Origin of the sequence: Agrobacterium sp. D14 (assembly GCF_001526505.1) — a bacterium.
GTDB lineage: Bacteria > Pseudomonadota > Alphaproteobacteria > Rhizobiales > Rhizobiaceae > Agrobacterium > Agrobacterium leguminum.
In genome coordinates this window covers 2,501-6,426 of the sequence record NZ_ASXX01000040.1, presented here as the reverse complement: position 1 = coordinate 6,426, position 3,926 = coordinate 2,501, and the positions used below count along the sequence as shown (strand labels likewise).

At 52.3% G+C, this 3,926-nt stretch carries 1 tRNA gene and 2 rRNA genes; all 3 read right to left on the bottom strand.

From position 1 onward, the window contains the following. The 3 genes from L901_RS19425 to L901_RS19415 all read right to left on the bottom strand — a co-directional run bounded on the left by L901_RS19425 (window position 1) and on the right by L901_RS19415 (window position 3,472). Window positions 1–77, bottom strand: a tRNA-Met gene (locus tag L901_RS19425). Window positions 78–177: 100 nt separating this feature from the next. Further along, a 5S ribosomal RNA gene (gene rrf, locus L901_RS19420) occupies window positions 178–292 on the bottom strand. A gap of 384 nt (window positions 293–676) precedes the next feature. After that, window positions 677–3,472: ribosomal RNA gene (locus L901_RS19415) — 23S ribosomal RNA — on the bottom strand. Between the last annotated feature and the right edge of the window lie 454 nt (window positions 3,473–3,926).

The window sequence follows — 3,926 nt, the reverse complement described above, 5'->3', positions numbered from 1 at the left end:
TGGTTGCGGGGGCAGGATTTGAACCTGCGGCCTTCAGGTTATGAGCCTGACGAGCTACCGGGCTGCTCCACCCCGCGTTGATGGTTTTATTATAGCATAAAGGCCGCATTTGCGGCCTTTTGATTTGGGCTTTTTGCCCCTTTTGTGAGTGAGAAGATTTTGTGTTGCGTTTTGCAGACCTGGCAGCGACCTACTCTCCCGCGTCTTGAGACGAAGTACCATTGGCGCTGGGGCGTTTCACGGCCGTGTTCGGAATGGGAACGGGTGCAGCCGCCCCGCGATAACCACCAGGTCGGCAAAACGCAACATATGTTCATGCGGAACGCATGAACATATGTTGCTCTTTATTGGATTGGCATGCCTTATCCCGTTCGCTTGTCGCTCACGGGGGACGCCAATCGGCCATACGGTCACCTCTGATATGAGGGACCAGGTGGCCAAAGCAACCTAGTTCATGTTTTCACATGACTGTTGTTTTCGAGAAGCTGGAGAGCCGAAGCTCTATTTAACACGTCTTCTGTAACCCGTCCGTATTCCGCCTTTGCTCGACAGCGAGCGAGGCAGCCATACAGACCAGAGGTCGTCGCGCTCTGTGGCGCGGCCCGTCCGGAGCCCTTCGGGCGTCAGGACAGAACAGATGTCATCGAACTGTGTTCGATGAACATATTCAATGGGAACGAAGAAGTCGATCGAGCTATTAGTAACGGTAAGCTTCACACATTGCTGTGCTTCCACACCCGTCCTATCGACGTGGTCGTCTTCCACGGCTCTGATAGGGAACACTCGTTTTCAGGTTGGTTTCCCGCTTAGATGCCTTCAGCGGTTATCCATTCCGTATATAGCTACTCTGCTATGCCCTTGGCAGGACAACAGATCCACCAGAGATACGTCCATCCCGGTCCTCTCGTACTAGGGACAGATCCTGTCAATATTCCTACACCCACGGCAGATAGGGACCGAACTGTCTCACGACGTTCTGAACCCAACTCACGTACCGCTTTAAATGGCGAACAGCCATACCCTTGGGACCTGCTCCAGCCCCAGGATGCGATGAGTCGACATCGAGGTGCCAAACAACCCCGTCGATATGGACTCTTGGGGGTCATCAGCCTGTTATCCCCGGCGTACCTTTTATCCGTTGAGCGATGGCCCTTCCACACGGGACCACCGGATCACTATGACCGACTTTCGTCTCTGCTCGACTTGTCAGTCTCGCAGTCAGGCTAGCTTATGCCATTGCACTCGACGACCGATTTCCGACCGGTCTGAGCTAACCATCGCGCGCCTCCGTTACTCTTTCGGAGGCGACCGCCCCAGTCAAACTACCCACCATACACTGTCCCGGATCCGGATAACGGACCGCGGTTAGACATCCACGAAGATAAGGGTGGTATTTCAAGGATGGCTCCACAGAAACTGGCGTCCCTGCTTCAAAGCCTACCACCTATCCTACACATGCCTTGGCGAATGCCAGTGTAAAGCTATAGTAAAGGTGCACGGGGTCTTTCCGTCTGACCGCAGGAACCCCGCATCTTCACGGGGAATTCAATTTCACTGAGTCTATGTTGGAGACAGCGGGGAAGTCGTTACGCCATTCGTGCAGGTCGGAACTTACCCGACAAGGAATTTCGCTACCTTAGGACCGTTATAGTTACGGCCGCCGTTTACTGGGGCTTCAGTTCAGAGCTTGCACCCCTCCCTTTAACCTTCCAGCACCGGGCAGGCGTCAGACCCTATACGTCGTATTGCTACTTCGCAGAGCCCTGTGTTTTTGATAAACAGTCGCTACCCCCTGGTCTGTGCCACCCCATCATACTTGCGTACAAAAGGGTCACGCTTCTTCCGAAGTTACGCGTGCAATTTGCCGAGTTCCTTCAACATAGTTCTCTCAAGCGCCTTGGTATACTCTACCTGACCACCTGTGTCGGTTTCGGGTACGGTCTATACGGTGGAGCTATTTCCTGGAACCTCTTCGCCGCCCAACCAATCCAATAAGGTTGAACAACACACGAGATCCGTCACTACCACCAGGCCCACGAATATTAACGTGGTTCCCATCGACTACGCGTGTCCGCCTCGTCTTAGGGGCCGGCTAACCCTGCTCAGATTAACTTTAAGCAGGAACCCTTGGTCTTTCGGCGAGGGAGTCTCTCACTCCCTTTATCGTTACTCATGTCAACATTCGCACTTCCGATATCTCCAGCAGCCCTCACGGGTCCGCCTTCACAGACTTACGGAACGCTCCGCTACCACTTGCATTACTGCAAATCCTCAGCTTCGGTGCATGGCTTTAGCCCCGTTACATTTTCGGCGCAAAGACCCTTATTTAGACCAGTGAGCTGTTACGCTTTCTTTAAATGATGGCTGCTTCTAAGCCAACATCCTGGTTGTTTTGGGATCCTCACATCCTTTCCCACTTAGCCATGACTTGGGGACCTTAGCTGGAGGTCAGGGTTGTTGCCCTTTTCACGACGGACGTTAGCACCCGCCGTGTGTCTGCCGACTAGTACTCCTCGGTATTCGGAGTTTGGTTAGGATCAGTAAGACGGTGAGTCCCCATAGCCCATCCAGTGCTCTACCCCCGAGGGTATTCGGTCGACGCTCTACCTAAATAGATTTCGCGGAGAACCAGCTATTTCCGAGTTTGATTGGCCTTTCACCCCTAGCCACAAGTCATCCCGAACTATTGCAACAGTTATGGGTTCGGCCCTCCAGTTGGTGTTACCCAACCTTCAGCCTGCTCATGGCTAGATCACTCGGTTTCGGGTCTAATGCAACTAACTCAATCGCCCTATTCAGACTCGCTTTCGCTGCGCCTACACCTACCGGCTTAAGCTTGCTAGTTACACTAAGTCGTTGACCCATTATACAAAAGGTACGCCGTCACCCTTGCGGGCTCCGACTGTTTGTAGGCATCCGGTTTCAGGTTCTATTTCACTCCCCTCGTCGGGGTGCTTTTCACCTTTCCCTCACGGTACTTGTTCGCTATCGGTCATGCACGAGTACTTAGGCTTGGAGAGTGGTCTCCCCATGTTCAGACAGGATTTCACGTGTCCCGCCCTACTCAAGGACAATGACTGTTCTACGCGTAAGGGGCTATCACCCTCTATGGCCGACTTTTCCAAATCGTTCCGCTTTATTCATCATTGCCACTGGCCTGGTCCGCGTTCGCTCGCCACTACTTGCGGAGTCTCGGTTGATGTCCTTTCCTGCAGGTACTTAGATGTTTCAGTTCCCTGCGTTCGCTTCTTACCCCTATGTATTCGAAAGTAAGATACCTTATCACAATGCTTGGAAACCCAAGCCGTCGAAGACGGTTTGGATTTTCCAAGCATTTAAGGTGGGTTGCCCCATTCGGAGATCCATGGATCAAAGCTTATTCGCAGCTCCCCACGGCTTTTCGCAGCGTATCACGTCCTTCTTCGCCTGTGCATGCCAAGGCATCCACCAAATGCCCTTAATTCACTTCTTCGTTCTCATTGTCTATGCTCATCCATAGCCGTTCCAAAGGAACGGCAACCTGATTACCTTTTACAATCAAGTCATTTCCTGATGACATCGACGTGTCGGTACGGTCTTCTTTGAGGGCACGCCGGTGCACCTCGAAGCCATACCATTAAGACCAGCTTCTCGAGATATCATCCGGTGATGCGCGGTCAGGCAACATCAATCCAGCATCTTCATCAGAGGAACTTAAAGTTCCAACAACAAAAATGCCTCGGACAAGCGATCCTTCCTACCTCCAACCCCTCCACCAATTCCGGCCGACTAAGCCATCTCATGGTTTCTCAGGGATTGGTCTCGGACGTTTCAAACCTCAAGGGCTTAAAACACCTGGACGCTTCCAGACATATCTTCTCTTCACAATGTATTCAGAACAGGCATCAGTCCTTGCGAACGATGCAAACTTTTATTTCTCCAGAAGG